The sequence below is a fragment of the Veillonella absiana genome (genome assembly GCF_032970865.1).
Lineage (GTDB): Bacteria > Bacillota > Negativicutes > Veillonellales > Veillonellaceae > Veillonella > Veillonella absiana.
This window is the reverse complement of sequence record NZ_JAWJZB010000003.1, coordinates 178,060-200,353: the sequence shown is the minus strand read 5'-3', so window position 1 is coordinate 200,353 and position 22,294 is coordinate 178,060. Positions and strand designations below refer to the sequence as shown.

Below are 22,294 nucleotides of genomic sequence, written 5' to 3'. Positions count from 1 at the left end.
ATATTATCCTTTTTTAACAGGTGCGAATTTAGCCATTACTACGCGTAGGCCTTGGGTTGGGAATTCAATGGATAATTTCATAGCTGCCCCTTCACCAGTTACGGCTACAACCTTACCATTGCCCCATTTGCTATGTACCGCCGTATCGCCTACTTGCCATTGTTCGATTGTTTCATTACGCACAATTGGTTTTGTCACAGGTCGACTCATAACGGACATATGCTGAGGCACATGACGTTTTACATCTTCTGGCACCTTTCGTTTAGCCCGTAATTCCTCTACCAATTCCTCTGGAATTTCATCAAGGAAACGTGATGGTAAATACCCACTAGTGCGACCAAATACAGTACGCGTTGTGGCATTGGAAATAAATAATTCCTTTTCAGCACGCGTAATACCTACATAGGCCAAACGACGTTCTTCCTCTACCTCTTCAGGATTTAATAAGGTACGACTGTGTGGGAATAGACCTTCCTCTAAACCGCCGAGGAATACGATAGGAAATTCTAGCCCTTTTGCGGCATGCAAGGTCATCAATGTTACTTTAGAGTCCTCTTGTTCAAAGGAATCCACATCATTGACAAGGGCTACTTGTTCAAGGAAATCTTCAACAGTTCCCGTTGGATTTACGTCGATAAAGTCCTTCGCCACAGATAATAACTCACCAATATTCTCAGCGCGAGCTTGATCTTGTGGATCCGTACTTTCCTCCAATAAGGCCAAATAACCAGTACGATCAAGAATGGCCTCTAATAAATCCAGTACATTTTTCTCTTCCATCTCGGCTACGAGAGTAAAGATTAAAATACCGAACTCTTCTAGTTTTTCTTTTGTTTTTCCTTTCACAGAATCCACTAAATGAAGTTGTGTTAGCGTCATAAACAAGGAGGTACCATTTTCACGTGCATAATCTTGCAATTTAGACACTGTAGTCGCACCAATACTGCGTTTTGGCACATTGATAATACGTAACAAACTCAAATCATCAAAGGGATTATAGAGAACGCGTAAATAGGCAATAACGTCCTTGATTTCTTTACGATCGTAGAACTTTGTGCCCCCTACCATTGTGTACGGCACAGCCCGTTTAATGAGCGCTTCTTCGAGCACACGAGATTGCGCATTGGTACGATATAAAATGGCCATATCACCGTATGGCACATCGTGAATATCATGTTTCTTCACAATGGTATCACCGATGAAAGCTGCTTCTTCGTGTTCAGATTGGGCTGTAAAATGTTGAATCTTAGCACCGTCTACCTTGTCGGTCCACAAATTCTTTTCTGGACGCCCTTCATTATTGTCGATGACGGCATTAGCTGCATCTAGAATAATTTTTGTAGAACGATAGTTTTGTTCCAATTTAATAGATGTACAGTTTGGATAATCCTTTTCAAAGTCAAGGATATTTTGAATATCCGCACCACGCCATGCATAGATACTTTGGTCAGCATCACCAACGACACAAATATTTTTCCAATGAGCTGCCAATAAACGAGCCAATAAATATTGCGCATGGTTCGTATCTTGATATTCATCAATCATAACATAACGAAAACGTTTGCTATATTTTTCTAACACATCCCCATGAGATTGTAATAATTTTACCGCTACCAAGAGTAAATCATCAAAATCTAAAGCATTATTTTTCCGTAATTCCCGTTCATAATAGGTGTACACGTCGGCCACTTTGGAATGGTAAAAGTCCTTTGGATTTCTAGCGTATTCAGAGGCAAACTGTAAATTATTTTTCGCTTCTGAAATAGCTGACATCATAGCCCCAACTGGATAGTATTTGTCATCTAAATTCAACGCTTTTAGCGCAGCTTTAATGACTTGTTGAGAGTCAGATGTATCATAAATAGTAAAGTTACTATTATAACCAAGGTAATTATTTAATTCAAAACGTAAAAACTTCGCACAGAAGGAATGGAATGTGCTGAGCCAAATTCTATCCGCTACACTGCCAACGAGCCCTTCTACACGACTCTTCATTTCCTTTGCCGCTTTGTTCGTAAACGTAATGGCAAGGATTTCATAAGGATTGACACCTTGTGCCAACAAGTAGGCAATACGCACCGTTAGCACCTTTGTTTTACCAGATCCAGCGCCCGCTAGAATCAATAAAGGACCATCCGTTGTTTGTACGGCCTGTTGTTGTTCTCGATTCAATCCATCTAATAGTTGATTCATATGTGTCTCCAATGGGTGTGTAAACAACAAAAACGTTGCAGAGCAACGTTTTGTCGTGAAATACATGTATTATTTCATAGCTCCTAAAATTGGAGGAACGATTTGTTTTTTACGAGACATAGTGTTTTCCAAGAATACACCATTATCTTTTACTTCTGTATTGAAAGCTTTTGATACGACTGCATCAGCATCACCGCTATATAACAAGTCAGTGCTTTCTTTCAAAATATTAGTAATCATAATATAAGATGCGGCATAGTTATTGCTAGAGCGAAGTGCCTCTAAGGCAGCTACTAATTCATCACGTTTAGCCAACAACTCTGTTGTATCCATAACAGAGATTTGACCGATGGAAATAGTTTGACCAGCTTCGGAGAATTCTTTCATATCTGTCCGAACGATTTGATCATTAGTCAAGTCGGATACGTCTGCACCAGCTTTTAACATGTCTAAACCATAGGATTCAATATCTACACCAGCGATAGGCGCTAATTTTTCAGCAGTAGCCTTGTCCTTAGGTGTACATGTTGGGGAACGGAACAATACTGTATCAGAGATAATTGCAGATAACATCAAACCAGCAATAGTTTGTGGAATCTCTTGATTGTTATCAAAGTACATGTTCGCCACGATTGTACTAGAGCAACCAACTGGTTCCATATGAATGTATACAGGCCCATCAGTTTCAAAATCTCCAATACGATGATGATCAACCACCCCTACTACGTTCATAGATTTGTATCCATCAATAATTTGCTTGGATTCATTATGGTCAATTAAAAACAAGTCACCACCATTAGGAGCAAATGTTTCCCAATTTTCAACAATTTGTGGATGTGCTACATTAAAATGATTCAATATAAACGTAGTTTCCTTATTGGCACTACCTGCACATACTGGTGTAGCTGATGTGCCCATTTGAGTTTTGAAATTAGCAAATGCAATAGCGGAGCAAATAGAGTCTGTATCTGGGCTTTTGTGACCAGATACATAAAGAGTTTGTTCACTCATAGTATCACCTCATACTTATATATAATTAATGTTAATGTTTTTTCTTGCGTAAATCTTTGATATCACTGAAGCCCAATTTTTCAATCAAAATGAAGAGCATTGGGATTACGAAGATACCAAACAATGTAGCTGTAGTCATACCTGCTGCTACTGTGATACCCATGGATACACGAGCACCTGCGCCGGCACCTGTGGATACTGCCAATGGCAATACGCCTAGGATAAATGCAAAGGATGTCATCAAGATTGGACGTAAACGGATTTTAGATGCTTCAATAGCTGCATCAACAATATCCATGCCACGTTCGTCAACACGAATCTTCGCGTACTCGATAATCAAGATTGCATTTTTCGCGGCCAAACCAATCAATGTTAAAAGACCGATTTGCATGTAAATATCATTTGCTAAATTATAGCTACCTGTTAGGTTCAACAAGTACGGTACTAATGCGGCACCAATTAAACCAGATGGTACGGAGAACAATACGGCAAATGGTACTTTCCAAGATTCATACAACGCCGCTAAAATCAAGAATACAAAGGCTAAACCAAAGCCGAGGATAACCACTGTTTGTGTACCAGCCTTAATTTCTTCACGAGCCTGACCAGAGAAGTCATATGTATAACCTTGCGGTAATGTTTTAGCAACTTCTTGTAATGCATTAATAGCATCACCAGAAGAATAACCACTCGCCTCTGCACCACCGATTTGAACTGCCATCGCATTATCAAAACGAGTGATAGTAGATGGAGAACCAGTTTTATTCTCTATAATATAGTTTGCTACCGAAACAGATTGACCTGCACTATTGGTAACATAGAGCATATTTAAATTATTAGTATTTTGACGGAATTTTTCATCCGCTTGTACTACTACCTTGTAGTTTTTACCATATTCAGTAAAGTCATTAACTTGAATACTACCGTAGAAGCCTTGCAATGTTGTAAAGATATCAGAAATCGCTACACCATCTTGAGCTGCTTTTTCACGGTTTATATCGAATTTTAATGTAGGTGTACTATTATCAAATGTTGTATAAATAGAACCAATAGCAGGGTTTTTACGAGCTTCTGCCATGAATTCATTCGCCCGTTCCATCATAGTAGTAGTATCATCGCCAGCTTTATTGATGAGATACATTGTGAAACCACCTGTATTACCAAGACCTGGAATAGAAGGCGGATTCAAAGCAATTACAGTAGCCTCCGGTACGCCCTGAGCTGCAAAGCCGAAGGTTTTACCAATTTTAGTATTAATATCTTGACCTTTACCAGTCCGTTGATCCCAATCTGTTAAGGATGCAAAAATAGCACCAGCACTAGATTTTTGTCCACCTCCAAGAAGATCAAAACCAGCAACTGTAAATACGGTTTCCATATCTTCGTCTTTTTCTAAGAAGCGAGCGATATTTTGGAGAGTTGCATTTGTGCGATTTAAAGTTGCCCCTGGTGGTTCATTTACCGCCACCATATAGTAACCACTATCCTCTGCTGGTACGAAAGCAGATGGTAGGCTAACCATAATAACCCCACCTACACCAGCAAATACTAGCAAAGCAATAATAGTTAAATATAGTTTATGGGATAATTTAGCCAATTGGAATCCATACCAATCACTAAAGCGTTCCAAATAGTAATTAAACTTGTTTAATCCGCGATGAATAAAGTTTTCATGTTCATTAGGCGCGTGTGGTTTTAACATTGTTGCGCATAATGCTGGTGTTAATATCAAGGCCACAATAGCAGAAATAACAACTGATACGGCAATTGTCAAGGCAAACTGCTTATACAAAATACCGGTCATACCACCCATGAAGGCAACTGGTACGAATACGGCAGACAATACAAAGGCGATCCCAATTACTGGGCCTTGTACATTTTCCATAGCTTTAATGGCTGCTTCTTTTGGATGTAAACCATTAAATTTCAATTCATATTCAACGGCCTCTACTACTACGATAGCATCATCGACGACAAGCCCAATGGCCAATACCATAGCGAATAATGTCAATGTATTGATCGAGAAGTCAAGAACCGTAAAGGCTGCAAATGTACCAAGCAAGGATACTGGAACAGCAATCATAGGAATGATTGTGGAGCGCCAGGATTGCAAGAAGACATATACAACGACTAATACCAATAACAATGCTTCTACGAATGTATGAATAACTTCATTAATAGAAGCACGTACAAATTTAGTATTATCTACAACTACTTTATATGTTAGATCTGGAGGGAATGAAGCAGATTGTTCTTCTAGAATTTTTTCTACATTTTCAATCGTTTGTAGGGCATTCGCATCATTTTGTAATGAGATAGCAAAACCAGCAACGTCCAGCCCCTCTTGTTGGGAGTCAAAGCTATAAGACTCAGCGCCTATACCAATATCAGATGTGACATCTCGTAAATGAAGAACTGTACCATTAGATGTGGTCAAGGAGATATTACCAAATTCCTCAGCTGTTGTTAAACGCCCCTTAATGGTAATTGGGTATTGGAAGGCTTGCTTACCATTCGTTGGGTTTGCACCAACAGTACCGGCAGCTGCTTGAAGGTTTTGCGCCCTAATAGCACTCGTTACTTGACTCATTGTAACGCCCAGTTTTGCCATTTTAGCTGGATCCAACCATACACGCATGGCATAATCAGAACCAAACTCTTGTACAGAACCAACACCTTTAACAGATTTAATAGGATCCATTAGGTAGTTAGTACCATAGTTTTTCAAGAATGTTTTATCATATGTACCATTCGGAGAGTTCAAGGAAAAAATCAATGCCATATCACCAGAGGACTTTGTGGTTGTTACACCAACCTGTTGTACCTCAGATGGCAAAGATGCTACAGCTTGTTGTACACGGTTTTGAGTATTAACCGTATCCATATCTGCATCTGTGCCTTGATTAAATTGTACTGTCAAAGAATATGTACCATTACTTGTACTTGTAGAAGACATATAGTCCATGTCTTGAACCCCAATAATTTGGGTTTCAATAACGGATGCTACTGTATCATTTACAACCTGTGCAGTCGCGCCAGTATAATGAGCACTTACACGCACCGTTGGTGGTGAAATTTGTGGGTATCGGGCAATTGGTAGATTAACCATAGCCAAAATACCGACCATCGTAATAACAATAGCGATTACGATGGCAAATATTGGGCGATTAATAAAGAATTTTGACACTTGTGCGCCTCCTATTTACTAGATTCAACTTGTTCTTTAGTTAATAATGTAGCTTTTACAGTCACACCATTTTTAACTTTTGTTAAGCCATCAACAACAATTTCGTCGCCAGCTTTCAAGCCAGATTTAATAATAGTATAGCCACCAGTTGTACCTGCAAGTTCAACTGCAGTTTGTGTTACCTTACCATCAGCACCAATCACATAGATAAAGTTTTTATCCATAACTTGTAGAATAGCTTTAGATGGAACTAGAATTGCATTTTTAACAGTAGCCCCAGAGGTAGTTACAGTAGCAAACATATTTGGCAATAATAAATGATCTGGATTAGCGAAGGATGCTTTCAAAATCAATTTACCGGTACCACTGTCAAGACTTTTAGCAGCTTGTACAATGCTACCTTCATAAGCATATGTGGAACCATCAGCTAGTTGTAATTGCACTCCACCATTACCTGTAGAATCAGTAGCACGTTCTGTCATGAATTGTAAATATTCAGGTTCTGTCATACTGAATTCAACAATGACAGGGTCAATGGAATCGATTGTTACCAATGTTGTAGAACCAGCTGTTACATAGGTGCCCAAATCGATGTCATCCATTTCCAACGTTCCGGAATATGGTGCATAGATGATGGTATCACTCAAATTATCTTGTGCAATTTTTACAGCAGCTTCATAAGCCTCTAATGTAGCAGCGTTTTGTTGTACTGTGCTTGCTTGTGTATCATAAGTTTGACGAGCAATGGCATCTTGTTCAGATAGAATTTGATAACGTTTCAAATCCACTTGTGCATTTTGTAAATTAGCACGGGAACTTGCTGCTGTCGCTTCTGCATTTGCTAAATTTGCTTCGTATTGGCGAGAGTCAATACGGTACAATGGTTGACCTGCAATTACTTGTTCGCCACCTTGTACATATTTTTCCACTACATAGCCAGACACACGAGCATGAACCGCTACACTATTTTCAGCCTTAATAGTGCCACTGAAAGATTGTTTAATCGCTGTATCACTAGCATTTACTTTGTAAGCATTAACAGCTACATTCGTTGATTGTTGTGCCGCCTCTTTACCACAACCTGCTACCATGACGGCTGATAGAACCAGAGCTGCTAACATACTAGAATAACGAAACTTCATTATACATACTCCTCTCGAGCAAAAAAGAAGAAATATTTATATCCCAAAAGATATTAATTCCAAAGATTTCAATTTCATAATAATCCTCATAATATTTTACTTAAATTTCTTCGAATAGTCAAGAATTTCCGGCCACCTCGACAATTAAAAAGTGAGATTTTACCTATATCCATAAGCATCAATTGCATACAATTTTTTAGCATGAGTGTACACACTTTTTCTAAAAAGTCAATACAATTTAATTCAATAAGTAAAAAACGGCAGAAATATCTGCCGTTTGCATATGCTATGTGGTGGAGACGAGGGGAGTCGAACCCCTGTCCAAAAGTGGTGCCATATAAATCTCTCCGAGTGCAGTCAATGATTTAAGATCTCAAGTTCCTATCGCTCACCGACAAACTACAGAACTCCAGTTCATAAAGTCTCGCCTAATTTATATGAACAACTAAATTAAGCCAGCCCGTTGTTTGACGTTCATTCCCTCTCCACGGGCGAGAGAGAGATGAACGTAGCTTATGCAGCTAATGCAAAATTTTCTTCTGCGTTTAAATGTTTTCCCACCGTTTAACGGCCTCATGGAACGCCGACTCGCTATCTATACCACACGCACCCCTGTCGAAACCATTACGTCCCCGAGTTGCTTTGTAAACTTAATTATACGATTATACTTTATGAATTGTCAAATTTTATTGTTCAGACTTATGCAAATTTCGCAATCACACCAACAAAAGAATATATAGATACTGATGTTTCTCGACAATGAAAAACACACTCAGTATTTCTGTTGTTCTTTTAAACGTTTTTCTATGTCACGTTTTGCATCCCGTTCTGCCATATCTTGACGTTTATCGTATAATTTCTTACCGGTTACAAGACCTACTGTTACCTTCACATACCCACGGCTAAAGTGAAAGTTCAAAGGGATTAAAGAGAATCCCTTCTCTTTCACCTGCCCCAACAACTTGTGAATTTCAGCTTTATGCATCAAAAGCTTACGAGTTCGTTCTGGCTCATGATTAAAGCGATTCCCCTGTTCATAAGGACTAATATGCACTTGATATAGTAAAAGTTCGCCATTTTCAATACGACAAAAACTATCCTTTAAGTTCAATTTACCTTGTCGTATCGATTTAATTTCAGTCCCTGTTAAAGCGATACCCGCCTCATAGGTTTCATGAATATTAAAATCGTGGCGCGCTTTTCGATTGTCTGCTATGAGAGAATTAGATTTCTTTTCTGTCATATATTACCTCATTATTTTTTATGTTTAGACTTTTTAGATTTATTAGTCTTTTTCTTTCCACCTTTAGATTTTATCTTAAGATTGGAACGACTCTTGCTACTGGAACTGCGATTACTACTAGAATTTCTACTAGAGCCTCTCTTGCTACTAGAATTCCGTCCTTTTGATTTATTGCTAGACTGTTTCAATTGTTCTTGAATGAGCATCAAATTATCAACTTCTCCAAGAACAAAGTCAATTTGCTTACGTTCTACATCGGCTTTCACCAAAGTTACTGTTACCTCTTGGCCAAGGCGATAGATAGTACCAGTTCGTTTGCCTACCATCACAAAGTGTTCTTCATCATAGAAATAGTAATCATCATTCATCATGCTAATGTGAACGAGACCATCGATACCATTTTCTAATTCCACGAACATACCAAAGGATGTAATGCTCGATACATGACCCGTAAACACTTGGCCCACAAATGGAACCATGTATTGTGTTTTCTTAAGATCATCGGTTTCACGCTCTGCAGCTACGGCCACTTGTTCTTGAATAGATGAGTGCTCAGAAGCACGCGCCAAGAATTCTTCTTTTACATCACGTAGTTTATAGCCATCCTCCCAATGCATATCAGCCTTGAGCAAACGATGTACCATTAAATCCGGATAACGACGGATAGGCGATGTGAAATGAGTATAACAAGTGGATGCCAATCCAAAGTGACCTACATTTTCAATGCTATATTTTGCTTGTTGCATTGAACGCAATGTCATAATTTGAGCTACTTGTTCAATATCTGTGCCCTTGATGGCATGTAAAATATCTTGGAAATTACGTGGTTCTATTTCATCAGCGTTTAATAAAATATTTTGTCCCAAATAGTTTAATACCGTTTGGAAATTAGACAATTTTTCTTCACTTGGTTTTTCATGAATTCGATACACAGATGTACGGTGTGTATTTTTCAAGTGTGTTGCCACAGTTTCATTGGCAATAAGCATACATTCCTCAATAAGTCGTTCCGCAAGAGTCCGTTCACGTTTTACAATTTGTAAAGGTGTTCCATCATGATCAAGCATAACGCGATATTCAGGGAAATCAAAATCTAGTGCCCCTCTACGTTGACGCATTTTGTTTAAAATTTGAGATACTTTATACAAATTATGAAGCATAGGCATGAATGGAATCATATCATCAGGAATAATATTTTGATCTATAGCCTTAAATACTTCCTTATAATTACACCGACGTCCCACATTAATAATGGACGGTGTAATCGTGTAGTCTACAACTTTGCCAGCCTCGTTAATTTCCATTAAACATGTCATAGCATAGCGATCTTCATGGGCATTCAAACTACAAATACCGTTAGACAATGCTACCGGTAGCATTGGGATAACACGGTCTACTAAATAGACACTGGTGCCACGTTTGTAGGCCTCTCTATCGATTTCACTGCCAGATATAACATAATGACTCACATCAGCAATGTGAACACCGAGTTTATAATTACCATTATCCAGTACTTGTACGCTCACAGCATCATCAAGGTCTTTAGCATCTTCACCATCAATAGTAACGAGCTGTTCATTACGCAAATCTAGACGTTTGGGATTATTCCTAATGATAGTATCAATACGTAAGCTTTCATCAAGAACCTGTTTTGGAAAGGAAAAGGGAATCTTATGATTTGCCATAATACAATTAATATCAAGGCCAACATCACCTTCATAGCCAAGAATTTCTGTTATGATACCTTCAGCCTTGCGTTTTTTCTCAGGCCAGGAGATAATTTTCACCAATACCTTAGCCCCACTACGAGCGTTCATAGTATTTTCTAAGGCTACATAGACATCTTCGCCAATGCGTTCATCATCAGGAATAACGAAACCGAAAGATTGTTGACGATCATAGGTACCTACAATGGTTTCATTAGCACGTTCTAGCACCTCCACAACGAGGCCTTCTTTTTTTTGATTTCCTGCAGTACTGCCAAGAATACGCACCCGTACCTTATCGTTATGCATAGCAGAGCCTTTGTTCTCAACGCTAACATAAATATCGTCGATACCATCAGGCATAATAACAAATCCGAAAGACTTTCGGTAGCCTTTATAAATCCCATCTACCTCTTGCCCTGAACCTGCGTATTTATAAACATCAGTATATTTAGCCATGAGATACTCCTCCTTTGCTAACAGTCGTACAATGCGTGCTTTATTTATATAAAAAGAAAAAGCCTGCTGTGCAGGCTTATCCTATTAGTATTGATGCATTAATGCGCCAAGAACAAGGCTAAGCACAGCAAAAATAACACCTAAAATAACTGTGAGACGGGACAAAAGACCATCTAAACCACGTTCCTTACCACCGAATGAGGAATCTGCTGCACCAGATACAGCCCCCATACCAGAGCTTTTACTAGATTGAAGCACTACTACTACAATCAACAAAATAGAAACGATTACCTCTGCACCCATTAAAACATTATTCACAATTGTCATCCTTCCTGTGAGACTTGATCTGTTTGATTAATTAAACGATCTTCTAAATACTTTTCCAATTTTCGCTTTACTCGTTGTAAAGCATTATCTATCGATTTTATGCTGCGATCTGTTTCACCGGCCATTTCCTGGTAACTTTTACCATCCAAATAGCCCAATAAAACATGCCATTCCAACTCACTTAGCAAATACGTCATATTTTTTTCAATATCTGCAAACTCTTCACGAGTAATGATGAGTTCTTCGGGATCTGATACACGAACATTGGCTATCATATCCATCAAAGTACGCTCAGATTCCTCCGTATATACCGGTTTATTCAATGATATATAGGAATTTAATGGCATATGTTTTTGACGTGTCGCTGTTTTAATAGCCGTAATGATTTGACGTGTTACACATAATTCAGCAAATGCCCTAAACGAAGCTTGACGCTCATAATCAAAATCACGTGTAGCCTTATACAAGCCAATCATACCTTCTTGTATGATATCGTCTCGATCAGCACCTACTAAAAAATAGGACCGAGCCTTAGAACGCACAAAATTCTTGTATTTATTCACAAGATGCGCCATGGCTAATTCATTACGGTCTTTTTGTACTAAGACCACAACTTCTTCATCGGACATTTCATTAAAATTGTAATCGGACTTACTCATATGATTTTCTTTCATCAGATGCCTCCATACGATTTACAAATGGAAATACCAATTCATTTTACATTATACTTTATGATGATTGGATTAGCAATGTTTATTTATTTCCTCGGCGAATCGCCTCTAATTTCTCAGCTACTGTTGGATCTAGCAAATCTCCAAGCTCATTCCGTCTAATACGCATATGATCTCGATGATGATTATGGGTATATTGCTTACGCTCTTCTGCTTTGGCCAATCGAATATCATTATACAATTCTCTTGCGGGTATCCTCAGTCCCCCCGAACCAAGAATTTGATTTTGTTCATCACCATCAGAGGTTACTACATACACATTCGTATATTTGCCCTTGCGCAAAAACACCTCCCTCTCGATATAAGAATCAGCTGTTTCCCCATCATCTGTATAGACTTCGAAAAAACCTTTCGCTAGTTCCTCTACACTAGCCGGTGTGGCCGTATATTTACCATCGAAAACAAGTATGCCTTCGTATTCTTTATATTTACAGAAATTCATCAATTGATCTCTTAATGTAAGCCGTGCATGTTCCAAAGATTCTCGAGAAAGCTTCTTTAACTCCGGCCATGCAAATATTACATTATATCCATCAATGATCAGGATGTCTTTTAACATAGTAACACCTTATTTGTTATTTCTCTGACGTACTGCTTCATACATAAGTACTGCTGCAGCTACAGAAGCATTTAAAGAATTCAAATTTCCATACATTGGTATCGTTACCAAGAAATCACACGCTTCTTTCACCACTTTGCTGATTCCCTTGCCTTCGTTACCGATAACAAGAACAGTTGGGATTGTCATATCTGCCTCATACATGGTGCGGTCGCCCTCCATATGAGCGCCCATAACCCAAAAACCTTGCTTTTGTAATTGCTTAATGGTTTGCGATACATTACCTACTTGTACCAATGAAATTTGTTCCACCGCACCCGCAGAGGTTTTGGCAACCGTTGCATTGATTGGTGCATTATGTCGTTTAGGAATTAAAACCGCCGTAGCGCCTACACATTCAGCTGTGCGGATAATAGCCCCCATGTTATGTGGATCCTCTACACCATCAGTGAGAATTAATAATGGTGTGGTATCACTATGTTCTTGTAATACTTCACCAAGATCCATAAAATCGATGGCTGCTACCAGTGCTACTACACCTTGATGAGGCACTTCTTCAGCATATTTATTTAATTGTTTCACTGGTGTTGGTCGCACTTCAATGCCTTTAGACTTTGCTAGCCCCGCAATATCAGCCAACGCCGTTTTAATTTTATCGTCTGCAATCAATACACGTTGTACAGAACGACCTGCTCGCAACGCTTCCTTCACAGCATTACGACCTACGATATATTCGTCCATAGTGACCTTTCTCTATCTAAATGGATATATATATGCACTAATTGCACTAATATTATTTTAATTCTACTAATGTTACCCTATATGCCTTAGACATTAGTTCTTCTAGTCTATCCATTTGACGTGTTTCATATAAGAATCCAAGAATAGATTCAAAGGCCGTACTGCTACGATATTCTTGAACCGTACTACTCTTTGGTACATTCACATTGCTATTACGACCGCGTCTAGCAATATGTTGCTCAATGTCCGTCAAATCATCTTCTATTGCTAGTAACACTTTTGCCTGTGCTTTAGCACAAATAAAATCAGTAACAATAGTATGTAAAACTTGAACTTTACCAATCCCCATTTGAATAACACGTTCTCGAACATACATAGAATATACAGCATCTCCAATATAAGCAAGCATTAGGGCGTCTGCCACTAATGTTTCCTCAACTGTTAGGGGTGCTATCCCTGTATGATTCTCATCGAGGTCTCGTAATTTACGAAGAGCCTCGCTTTTTAAAAATTGAAATTGTTTAAATTTCACGTTTTTTCCACCGAGCTCCTTGCGGAGAGTCTTCAATAGTAATACCAATTTCAGCTAGACGATCACGGATACAATCAGCAATCCCCCATTGTTTTTGCTCACGAGCATCTTGGCGCACTGCCAAGATGACTTGCATTAATTCATCATATTCTTCTGCATTGGCGCCAGTTTGACCTTCCCATGTCTTCTCAAGAATGCCAATAACTTCTGTCATGAAAGAGAAAATACGTTTCACTTCTGCTAGCGCTTCTTGGCATACTACACCATCACGACTTACAACGGACTGGTAATAGATGTTGATTTCCTTAGCCAATCCAAACATTGAGGATGTAGCCAAGGCTGTATTGAAATCATCACTCATAGCAGCTTCGAATTCTTCTTCATATTCTTTTGCTTTTGAAAGTAAAGTTTCTGCTTCTTCACATTGACCTGCAGGACAAGTTTCCAAATACAATACATTTTGGATAGCTGTTGTAAAACGTTCTAATGCTTTGTTCGCTTCTTCCAATCTTTCATCAGAGAAATCTAATGGGCTGCGATAATGCGTACTAAGCAAGAAATAGCGGAGTGCATCTGGGCTATAATGTTGCAATACATCTTTCACTAAGAAGAAGTTATTCAAAGATTTTGACATCTTTTCTTGATTGATAGTAATAAAACCATTATGTAGCCAGTAACGAACGGCTGGATGATGACCAGAACAACCTTCGGATTGGGCAATTTCATTTTCATGATGTGGGAAAATTAAATCGCTGCCACCACCATGGAAGTCAAATTCTTCGCCAAGGTATTTATTACTCATAGCAGAGCATTCGATATGCCAACCAGGACGACCTGGGCCCCAAGGAGATTCCCAAGATGGTTCACCTGGTTTCACAGATTTCCACAATGCAAAGTCCATAGGATTCTTTTTACGACCATCAACCTCGATACGGGCGCCTGCTTCCATATCATCCAAGGTACGTCCAGATAATTCACCGTAATGTTCAAATTTTTCAACGCTATAATATACGTCACCATCAAGTTCGTAAGCATAGCCATTTTCAATCAATTTGGCAATCATTGCCACAATATCATCGATGTGAGTAGATACACGAGGATACACATCAGCGTGTTTAACACCTAATTGATCCATAACTTCGAAATAACTATCGATATAACGATTAGCAATTACGTCCCAAGTTACACCTTCACCATTGGATGTATTGATGATTTTATCGTCCACATCTGTGAAGTTCTGTACATATGTTACTTTATAACCCACATGTGCCAAGTAGCGACGAATTACATCCCAAGTTACAAATGGACGTGCATTACCAATATGCGGATGATTATATGGTGTTACACCACATACATACATTTTAGCTTCCCCAGGTGTCACAGGATTAAATATTTCCTTTTGACGTGTCATAGTATTAAAAACTGTAATTTCTCTCATCGTTACCGATGCCTCCATCTATGTTAAATAAAAAAAGACCGTTCATCTCATACAGAGACGATGGTCCGCGGTTCCACTCTGTTAAGTACAATTGTACTCACTCAACGCATAACGGAGCGACTCCGGATGAACCTACATATCAGCCCACCAGCTCGTGAATGCATTTCCTTTACCTATCCATAGACCCTTCCACCATCGGTCCTCGCTAGTAAGTTAGTATTAAAGTACTTCTTTCAGTCATAGCTTTTCCTATAAAAATATATATTTAATGATACCAACACTATCGAAAAAAGTCAATGATTATCTAACCTTCGCACTAAAGCAGAAGCACTATGTCAAACCACTTCCTATCTACTAAAGCCGATTCTGTATGATAATCCTATCCACCTCTCCCTAGTTCTCTATTACTCATAATTTCACTCGTCAGATAATGATGGGCCCATGCCGAAAAAAGATTCTTAACACCTTCAATACGATTGTATATGAGAAGAATCACCCTATCTATCTCGACATTCGCGGAACGCGTCAGGAGAGAAAGATAGGGTGATTCTTCGAATACTTATTTAAATGTTTTTAGAATCATTTTTTCGGCAGAAACCCGCAAAGATGGAGCCTGTGAAATTATGAATAATAGAGAACACTGCACCAGCTACGGCTGCTTGCGGAGTAAAGTGTGTCATCGCCAAACTTGCTGCCAAAGCTGAGTTTTGCATGCCCACTTCAATTTGCATAGCACGACGAGAAGCTGTTTCCGTACCAACCAGCTTACATACACCATAGGTTACTAAATAACCACTTAAGTTTTGTAGCAAGCAAGCCACGAAAATAATGGCACCTGTTTCCATAATATTATTACGGCTAATAGCAGTTACACCACCAATAATAATCAATACTGCGATAGCTGCAATAGTTGGTAATACTTCTTTTACCGGTTCAATTTTAGAACCAACAAAATAGTTAATGATGATACCTAACACAATTGGCACAACTACGATTTTCACAATGGACATGAACATAGGCCAAAACGCAATTTCAATGCTAGATGTAGCACCAGCATAAAATACGATAAAAATAGGTGTCAAAATTGGGGCCAACATTGTAGAAACAGCTGTAGCAGAAATGGATAATGGTACATTGCCATTCGCCAAGAATGTCATAACATTAGATGCAGTACCACCTGGACAAGCACCTAATAAAATGAAACCTACTGCAACCTCAGGGGGAAAATTAAAAATATACCCAATTAAGAACCCTGCTAACGGCATCCAAGCAAATTGTATAACTGATACCAAAATAACTTGCCATGGTTGTTTAAATACGGCTACGAATGCTGATGCTGTCAGCGTCAACCCCATACTAAACATAACTAGTTGTAACAACGGAACCGTTTGCTTTGCAGCCCAATCAAATAAACCTGGTACCAAGAAAGCCACCACGGCTACGATTAATACAATCCATGATAGATAACTATTAAACGCCTTATTAATAGCTTGAACTAAACCCATAAAAAACACTCTCTTTCTTCAATAAAAAACAAATATGTTTTCTATTATAACAAAAGAGAGTGTTTAATACTATAGACTATTAAGTTTTAACCTGTTATAGCTTATGCCAATAATAATTTAACATTGTCCAAGCGGTGTAAGCATTTTTCCTTACCGAGCAATGTTACGATATTATTCAAGTCAGGACCATGCATTTGACCAGTCAATGCAACACGCAATGGCATAAATACAGGTTTACCCTTTAGGGACGTTTCTTTCATTACGGCTTTGATAGATGCTTTTACGTCTTCTGGAGTTACCGTATCCATAGCTTCTAATTTAGCACGGAATGCAGCAAGTACTGTTGGTACAGTTTCTTCTTTCAATACTTCTTTTAATTCAGCTTCATGACCTTCTTCAAGGAATACAGCATCACCCATGAACAAGCCAACTTGTTCTTTAATTTGAGCGCCATAGCTAATATGATCACGAACAGTAACGCATAATAATGTTAACCATTCGATATCTTTTGGAGATAGGCTATCTGGTGCAATACCAACTTCTTTCAAATGTGGTAAACACAATTTGAAGAGTTCTTCATCAGATAATTTTTTTATATAGTTAAAGTTAATCCAGTTCAATTTATCAATATCAAACACCGCTGGATTTTTAGCCACACGATCCATGGAGAATTGCTGAATCAATTCTTCTTGACTGAACAACTCTTGTTCCCCTTCAGGTGCCCAACCAAGCAATGCTAAGAAGTTTACTAATGCGTCTGGCAAATAACCCAATTGTCTATATTGATCCACAGAAGTAGCACCATGACGTTTGGACATTTTTTTGTAGTCTTTACCAAGAATCAAGGAAATATGACCAAATACGGGAATATCCCAACCAAGAGCTTCATAAATTGCCATTTGCCGTGGAGTATTGGATAAATGTTCTTCCGCACGGATAACATGAGTAATCCCCATAGTGTGATCATCCACGACTACGCCATAATTATATACAGGAATGCCGTCAGATTTTACGATAACAAAGTCGCCTACACCATTGGAATCAAAGGATACATGACCACGTACCATATCATCAAAGGCATATGTTTTATTCAAAGGTACACGTAAGCGTACAGTTGGTTTGCGACCTTCAGCTTCATATTGAGCCTTTTGCTCAGCAGTTAAATGTTGACAATGACCATTGTATTTAGGAGTTTCGCCTTTATCCATTTGGGCTTGGCGTACTTCATCAAGTTCTTCTTGAGAACAATAGCAATAATATGCTTTGTCTTCTGCAATCAAACGATCTGTAATTTCTTGATAGATATCAAGACGTTCAGTTTGACGGTATGGACCATTATGACCACCTACATCGATGCCTTCATCCCAATCCATGCCTAACCATTTCAACGCAGCTTTGATATTTTCTTCACTTTCACGAGTGGAACGCGCCAAATCAGTATCTTCGATACGAAGAACGAATTGACCTTCCTCTTTACGTGCCAATAACCAGTTAAATAATGCAGAACGAGCACCACCAATATGGAATGGGCCTGTTGGACTTGGTGCAAAACGAACTTTCATGTTACTCATAAATTAAACCTCTCCTTCATATAAGGTTACCACAGCTTGTGCTGCAATCCCTTCACGGCGTCCGAGGGCGCCAAGCATTTCATTTGTCGTTGCTTTGATGCTGATTCTATCAAGTGGAATCTCAAGCACACGTTGTAAATTCGCCTTCATCTCTTCGATGTGGGGCTTTAATTTTGGTGCTTCTGCAATCACCATAACATCTATATTATAGGCTTGTAATCCCTGTTCTTTCAACAAGGAATTCACCTTTTCTAGTAAAAGTACACTAGAAATCCCTTTATATTGGTCATCCTCTGGTGGGAAATAGTAGCCAATATCTCTAATCCCAGCGGCCCCAAGCATAGCATCCATCAAGGCATGAATCAATACATCGGCATCAGAATGACCATCTGGTCCAATAGGCGATTCAATGGTAACGCCACCTAAAATACAAGGGCGTCCCTCTTTAAATCTATGAATATCATATCCAAATCCAACGCGCATTTTATTTGTATCTACTCCTAAATATCGCTTAGCCACACTCACATCATTCAGCGTGGTAATTTTAATATTCTTATAATCGCCTACCACAATATGAACGGGCTCACCTAAATGTTCCACCAATGACACATCATCAGTGCCCAAGAAATTCGTCGCTTGTGCATGTGCTTGTGCCTTGAGGAACAATTCCTTTTGAAAGCCCTGTGGCGTTTGCATATTGTACAGTTCTTGACGTTGTAATGTTTCAATGACTACTCCAGTAGCATCTACCCGTTTTACCGTATCCGTAGACGGTACGGCAACGACAGCTGCACCATATAGTTTAGCGCCATCTGCCACTTTAGTGAAACTATCCGCATCCGCTACAGGACGTGCCCCGTCATGTACCAAAACAATATCACAGTCGGGTGATACATGAGCAAGACCATTCACCACAGAATACTGACGTTCCTCACCACCTACAACAATTTGAATAGGACATGGCAGAATCATGGATTGTATATGTTCTTTCATGACCTCTTGTTCACTATCTGCCACCACTAGAATTATTTCTTGCAAATTAGGAACACCTGCTACATGTTCCAATGTCCATTGGATAACAGATTTACGTCCTAAGGATACATATACTTTATTATGCTCTAGTCCCATACGGCGGCCAGCACCGGCCGCTAGGACGATACAACTAATCTTACTCATGTACACCTCCGTCTACACGAGCAAAAATCATACGGCCTGCACTTGTTTGTAGAATAGAAGTTACCATAACAGCTACCTCTTGACCTACATATGGTTTGCCATCTTCTACAACAATCATAGTACCATCATCAAGATAAGCAACACCTTGATGGATTTCCTTGCCTTCCTTCATGATTTGCACCGTTATCCATTCACCAGCAATTAATGCCGGTTTTAATGCGTTGGTCAGCTCATTAAGGTTTAAAATCGTTAATCCTTGTACTTTGCCAACTTTATTTAAATTAAAATCGTTAGTCATTAATTTCCAGTTTTTTTCTAATGCTAAGCGCATCAATTTAGAGTCCACTTCATGAATATCATCATAATCGTTATCGACAACAATAATAGGTACATTTTTATCCTCTTGCATTTCATGTAGAATATCAAGACCACGACGGCCACGATTTCGCTTCATAGAATCTGCAGAATCAGAAATCAATTGTAATTCTTCTAGTACAAATACAGGAACGATCAAAGGACCATCAATAAATCCAGTAGATGCTAATTCCTTGATACGACCATCAATAATAACGGAAGTATCTAGCAATTTTGCAGTTTCATCATTGATTTGCTGATTATCTTGTTTTTGTTTGCTTTCACCAGAACCAAACATTTTAAAGCGACCCGTTTTTTTAGTATCATCCCCATCACGTTGTTTCATATAATTGCCATACATTTCAGGACCCTTACGAGCCATTAAACGCAAGCCAATATAGCCAAATATGGCGCTCAAAATGATAGGAATATACGGCCCCACAATAGGAATCTGATTAAAGGCAACACCAATAAGATTAGCAATAATAAGTCCAAATAATAAACCGATAGTGCCTGCCACTAATTCTTGATTCGGAACACGTGTTAATAACCGCTCCAACTGACGAGAAATAATTAAACCTTGGTTCAAAATGAATGACGAAATGAAATAGCCAATAGCCGCGCCCACGAGACTGCCTGCCACAAGAACTGCTATTTTAATAGCTGTTAATGTTAAACCACTGGAATTCAGGAATTTTGCATCTATATAGGGATCAAGTAAAGGCATCGCCCCATCGATTCCCATATAGCTGGCCACCCCTGCCAAGAGAGCAATCACATAACGCAATATATTGTAAATCATAATGTCACCTCCTTTTTAGAAAATATAAAAACTATACATATTGTATTCCATACTGATGATAACAATATGAATAAAAAACTATATAGATATACTACTAAATATTCATGTATTAGCCGTCATATATATCACTAACGACAAAGAATAGAAAAATTCTATAGCATAAATTGTGATTCTTTAATTAAATGCCAGTTGCATAGCCTCTTGAATCGTTTTTACCCCACGAATTTGAAGTTCACTATTTTTTGTTTTTACTTGACGTAAATTTCCATCAGGAATAACAAATTTCGTAAAGCCTAATTTTTTAGCTTCACTAATCCGTTGTTCGATACGTGGAATACTTCGCACATTACCAGTGAGTCCCACTTCCCCAAGAATAACCATATCGGCAGGCACCACACGATTTTTCAAATTAGAAACGATGGCTACCGCCATGGATAAATCACAAGCTGGCTCATTCACCTTGAGGCCGCCGATGACATTTACATACACATCCTTATTGCCCAATGTAAAACCACAACGTTTTTCAAGTACTGCCAACAAAACTATAAGACGATTCAAATCATATCCTATGGATGTACGGCGTGGCATACCAAAGGCTGTGGGTGTGACAAGACTCTGTACTTCTACAAGTATAGGGCGCACCCCTTCTAAATAAATCATGACAGCACTGCCGCTCTCTTCATCAGAACGTTCAGCTAATAGTGCTTCCGATGGATTTTCAAGTTCCCCTAGGCCTTCTTCCTCCATGGCAAAAATACCTGTTTCCGACGTAGATCCAAAACGATTCTTGATAGCACGTAAGATACGGAATTGGTAGGATCGTTCCCCCTCAAAATAGAGTACCACATCCACCATATGTTCTAGCATTCTTGGTCCAGCAATATTACCTTCCTTCGTCACATGACCGATGATGATAATAGAGATATTTTGCTCCTTTGCAAACCGTAATAAACGAGCTGTACATTCACGTACTTGGCTAACGCTACCTGGCGCCGCCTCAATATCTCCAGTATACATGGTCTGAATAGAATCTATCACTAGTAATGATGGTTTATTTGCCAGTGCTTCTTCCAATACATGATCCAAATCCGTATCAGCTAATACATGTAAATTCGCACTATTAATACTCAAGCGTTCCGCTCTAAGTTTTAATTGTAATTGTGATTCTTCACCAGACGCATAGAGTACGATACCCACATCTTCGGCTACTTGTTTAGATACTTGCAATAGCAATGTAGATTTACCAATACCAGGATCGCCACCGAGGAGCATTAATGAACCTGGCACAATGCCACCACCCAAGACGCGGTCAATTTCCTTATACCCCGATGGAATGCGTGCAATATTGGACACTTCAATATCTGGCAGGGCCACTGGTTTCATCACGTTTTGGCCTACACCACGATTTGTAGGTGTACGGCTATGCTTTGTTTCCTTGATGACTTCTTCTACTAGAGAGTTCCACTCCCCACATTGTGGGCAACGGCCCATCCATTTAGAGGATTCTGCACCGCAGTTATTACAGAAAAATGTTGTCTTAACCTTCGCCATATATCCTCCCTTATCAAATAATAATAAAAGGTCATGAACCAATCATTCATGACCTTTTATTTGCAT

17 protein-coding genes, 1 other RNA gene and 1 other annotated feature are annotated in these 22,294 nt (G+C 38.9%); all 18 genes read right to left on the bottom strand.

Annotated features, from left to right (window positions below; translation table 11 throughout):
- Positions 1 to 3 precede the first annotated feature (3 nt).
- The 18 genes from pcrA to radA all read right to left on the bottom strand — a co-directional run bounded on the left by pcrA (position 4) and on the right by radA (position 22,228).
- Positions 4 to 2,193 carry a DNA helicase PcrA gene (gene pcrA, locus RVY80_RS03650; protein WP_317329706.1) on the bottom strand — a complete coding sequence of 730 codons (2,190 nt, stop codon included), beginning with the start codon at positions 2,191 to 2,193 and terminating at the stop codon, positions 4 to 6.
- 69 nt (positions 2,194 to 2,262) lie between these two features.
- Complete coding sequence (locus RVY80_RS03645) at positions 2,263 to 3,204, bottom strand: manganese-dependent inorganic pyrophosphatase (RefSeq protein WP_317329705.1); 942 nt, start codon at positions 3,202 to 3,204, stop codon at positions 2,263 to 2,265.
- A gap of 31 nt (positions 3,205 to 3,235) precedes the next feature.
- Entirely contained in the window at positions 3,236 to 6,391 is a 3,156-nt protein-coding gene (locus RVY80_RS03640; RefSeq protein WP_317329704.1) for a multidrug efflux RND transporter permease subunit, read from the bottom strand.
- Between the two features lie 11 nt (positions 6,392 to 6,402).
- Positions 6,403 to 7,533, bottom strand: coding sequence for an efflux RND transporter periplasmic adaptor subunit (locus tag RVY80_RS03635; RefSeq protein ID WP_317329703.1), 1,131 nt, complete (start codon positions 7,531 to 7,533; stop codon positions 6,403 to 6,405).
- Positions 7,534 to 7,824: 291 nt separating this feature from the next.
- Positions 7,825 to 8,167, bottom strand: a transfer-messenger RNA (tmRNA) gene (gene ssrA / locus RVY80_RS03630).
- Positions 8,168 to 8,305: 138 nt separating this feature from the next.
- Positions 8,306 to 8,776: an SsrA-binding protein SmpB gene (gene smpB, locus RVY80_RS03625; RefSeq protein WP_317329702.1), complete on the bottom strand. Its 471-nt coding sequence runs from the start codon at positions 8,774 to 8,776 to the stop codon at positions 8,306 to 8,308.
- Between the two features lie 11 nt (positions 8,777 to 8,787).
- Entirely contained in the window at positions 8,788 to 10,989 is a 2,202-nt protein-coding gene (gene rnr / locus RVY80_RS03620) for a ribonuclease R (RefSeq protein ID WP_317329724.1), read from the bottom strand.
- Positions 10,990 to 11,025: 36 nt separating this feature from the next.
- Positions 11,026 to 11,268: a preprotein translocase subunit SecG gene (secG, locus tag RVY80_RS03615; RefSeq protein WP_310746182.1), complete on the bottom strand. Its 243-nt coding sequence runs from the start codon at positions 11,266 to 11,268 to the stop codon at positions 11,026 to 11,028.
- On the bottom strand, positions 11,265 to 11,942 hold the full coding sequence (gene sigH, locus RVY80_RS03610) for an RNA polymerase sporulation sigma factor SigH (RefSeq protein ID WP_317329701.1): 678 nt from the start codon (positions 11,940 to 11,942) through the stop codon (positions 11,265 to 11,267). The genes secG and sigH overlap by 4 nt, the downstream gene beginning before the upstream one ends.
- A gap of 79 nt (positions 11,943 to 12,021) precedes the next feature.
- The gene (locus RVY80_RS03605; protein ID WP_317329700.1) at positions 12,022 to 12,558 is read right to left on the bottom strand and encodes an NYN domain-containing protein; all 537 of its coding nucleotides are present in this window, start codon (positions 12,556 to 12,558) and stop codon (positions 12,022 to 12,024) included.
- Positions 12,559 to 12,567: 9 nt separating this feature from the next.
- Complete coding sequence (gene rlmB / locus RVY80_RS03600; protein WP_295188117.1) at positions 12,568 to 13,299, bottom strand: 23S rRNA (guanosine(2251)-2'-O)-methyltransferase RlmB; 732 nt, start codon at positions 13,297 to 13,299, stop codon at positions 12,568 to 12,570.
- A 52-nt stretch (positions 13,300 to 13,351) separates the two neighbouring features.
- Complete coding sequence (locus RVY80_RS03595; RefSeq protein WP_295188118.1) at positions 13,352 to 13,831, bottom strand: Mini-ribonuclease 3; 480 nt, start codon at positions 13,829 to 13,831, stop codon at positions 13,352 to 13,354.
- The gene (cysS, locus tag RVY80_RS03590; protein ID WP_317329699.1) at positions 13,821 to 15,269 is read right to left on the bottom strand and encodes a cysteine--tRNA ligase; all 1,449 of its coding nucleotides are present in this window, start codon (positions 15,267 to 15,269) and stop codon (positions 13,821 to 13,823) included. The genes RVY80_RS03595 and cysS overlap by 11 nt, the downstream gene beginning before the upstream one ends.
- Positions 15,270 to 15,319: 50 nt before the next feature.
- Positions 15,320 to 15,519, bottom strand: a binding site (T-box leader).
- Between the two features lie 313 nt (positions 15,520 to 15,832).
- Positions 15,833 to 16,774, bottom strand: coding sequence for a bile acid:sodium symporter family protein (locus tag RVY80_RS03585; protein WP_317329698.1), 942 nt, complete (start codon positions 16,772 to 16,774; stop codon positions 15,833 to 15,835).
- A 101-nt stretch (positions 16,775 to 16,875) separates the two neighbouring features.
- Entirely contained in the window at positions 16,876 to 18,345 is a 1,470-nt protein-coding gene (gene gltX / locus RVY80_RS03580) for a glutamate--tRNA ligase (protein ID WP_295192731.1), read from the bottom strand.
- A 3-nt stretch (positions 18,346 to 18,348) separates the two neighbouring features.
- On the bottom strand, positions 18,349 to 19,521 hold the full coding sequence (gene ispD / locus RVY80_RS03575) for a 2-C-methyl-D-erythritol 4-phosphate cytidylyltransferase (protein WP_317329697.1): 1,173 nt from the start codon (positions 19,519 to 19,521) through the stop codon (positions 18,349 to 18,351).
- On the bottom strand, positions 19,514 to 20,677 hold the full coding sequence (locus RVY80_RS03570; protein WP_295192728.1) for a PIN/TRAM domain-containing protein: 1,164 nt from the start codon (positions 20,675 to 20,677) through the stop codon (positions 19,514 to 19,516). Before RVY80_RS03570 ends, ispD begins: the two co-directional genes overlap by 8 nt.
- 174 nt (positions 20,678 to 20,851) lie before the next feature.
- Complete coding sequence (gene radA / locus RVY80_RS03565) at positions 20,852 to 22,228, bottom strand: DNA repair protein RadA (protein WP_295188130.1); 1,377 nt, start codon at positions 22,226 to 22,228, stop codon at positions 20,852 to 20,854.
- Positions 22,229 to 22,294: the final 66 nt, after the last annotated feature.

Excerpts from the sequence above, each read along its gene's own strand:
- radA (WP_295188130.1), bottom strand. The coding sequence starts at position 22,228 with ATGGCGAAGGTTAAGACAACATTTTTCTGTAATAACTGCGGTGCAGAA.
- secG (WP_310746182.1), bottom strand. The coding sequence starts at position 11,268 with ATGACAATTGTGAATAATGTTTTAATGGGTGCAGAGGTAATCGTTTCT.
- cysS (WP_317329699.1), bottom strand. The coding sequence starts at position 15,269 with ATGAGAGAAATTACAGTTTTTAATACTATGACACGTCAAAAGGAAATA.
- RVY80_RS03605 (WP_317329700.1), bottom strand. The coding sequence starts at position 12,558 with ATGTTAAAAGACATCCTGATCATTGATGGATATAATGTAATATTTGCA.
- ispD (WP_317329697.1), bottom strand. The coding sequence starts at position 19,521 with ATGAGTAAGATTAGTTGTATCGTCCTAGCGGCCGGTGCTGGCCGCCGT.
- smpB (WP_317329702.1), bottom strand. The coding sequence starts at position 8,776 with ATGACAGAAAAGAAATCTAATTCTCTCATAGCAGACAATCGAAAAGCG.
- RVY80_RS03570 (WP_295192728.1), bottom strand. The coding sequence starts at position 20,677 with ATGATTTACAATATATTGCGTTATGTGATTGCTCTCTTGGCAGGGGTG.
- sigH (WP_317329701.1), bottom strand. The coding sequence starts at position 11,942 with ATGAAAGAAAATCATATGAGTAAGTCCGATTACAATTTTAATGAAATG.
- RVY80_RS03585 (WP_317329698.1), bottom strand. The coding sequence starts at position 16,774 with ATGGGTTTAGTTCAAGCTATTAATAAGGCGTTTAATAGTTATCTATCA.
- RVY80_RS03645 (WP_317329705.1), bottom strand. The coding sequence starts at position 3,204 with ATGAGTGAACAAACTCTTTATGTATCTGGTCACAAAAGCCCAGATACA.
- gltX (WP_295192731.1), bottom strand. The coding sequence starts at position 18,345 with ATGAGTAACATGAAAGTTCGTTTTGCACCAAGTCCAACAGGCCCATTC.
- pcrA (WP_317329706.1), bottom strand. The coding sequence starts at position 2,193 with ATGAATCAACTATTAGATGGATTGAATCGAGAACAACAACAGGCCGTA.
- rlmB (WP_295188117.1), bottom strand. The coding sequence starts at position 13,299 with ATGGACGAATATATCGTAGGTCGTAATGCTGTGAAGGAAGCGTTGCGA.
- RVY80_RS03635 (WP_317329703.1), bottom strand. The coding sequence starts at position 7,533 with ATGAAGTTTCGTTATTCTAGTATGTTAGCAGCTCTGGTTCTATCAGCC.